Consider the following 499-nt stretch of genomic DNA (forward strand, 5'->3'; position numbering starts at 1 on the left):
TCTTCGCGCTGCCGAGCAATGCCGCAAAGCCTTGGAGCTGGCTGCCCGCTGCGCCCATCGACGAACTGAGCCCGATCGAGCTGCCATCCTGCGGCACGATCTTGGCGCGGGCTACGTAAGGCTGCGGAAAAACACAGAGAATGGCGAGCAACACAGCGAGCACGGCATACGCGATCCGCCGATTGCGGGCATCGTGCCGCAGCGACACGAGGCCGCTCCCGATCGTCATCGCGCGGCTCAATTCAGCAGCGCGGCGATGGTGGCCGCCCCGGTCAGTCCGCCGAACAGGCTGCTGGTGATGTCGCGCATCCGCGCCCAGAATTCGCCGCGATTGGAATCGATCGGCACGTAAATCAGGTCGCCGGGCAACGCTGCCTCGCGGAAGATCCGCTTGCGGTTGGAAAGCACGGTGCCATTGGCGCGGACCACGAACACCCCGGTCTTGTCGCCAAGCTTCTGCACACCGCCTGCCGAGTGAACGAAGTCGCCGATCGTCATG

At 64.9% G+C, this 499-nt stretch carries 2 protein-coding genes; both read right to left on the reverse strand.

The genetic code is table 11. From position 1 onward, the window contains the following. On the reverse strand, window positions 1-229 hold a 229-nt coding region (locus AACY49_RS30475; protein WP_339527996.1), incomplete at its 3' end, for a hypothetical protein. Window positions 230-237: 8 nt separating this feature from the next. Further along, window positions 238-499: hypothetical protein (locus tag AACY49_RS30480; RefSeq protein ID WP_339527998.1), on the reverse strand; the 262-nt coding region annotated here is incomplete at its 5' end.

Source organism: Pseudomonas sp. EL_65y_Pfl2_R96 (assembly GCF_963970905.1).
Taxonomy (GTDB): domain Bacteria; phylum Pseudomonadota; class Gammaproteobacteria; order Pseudomonadales; family Pseudomonadaceae; genus Aquipseudomonas.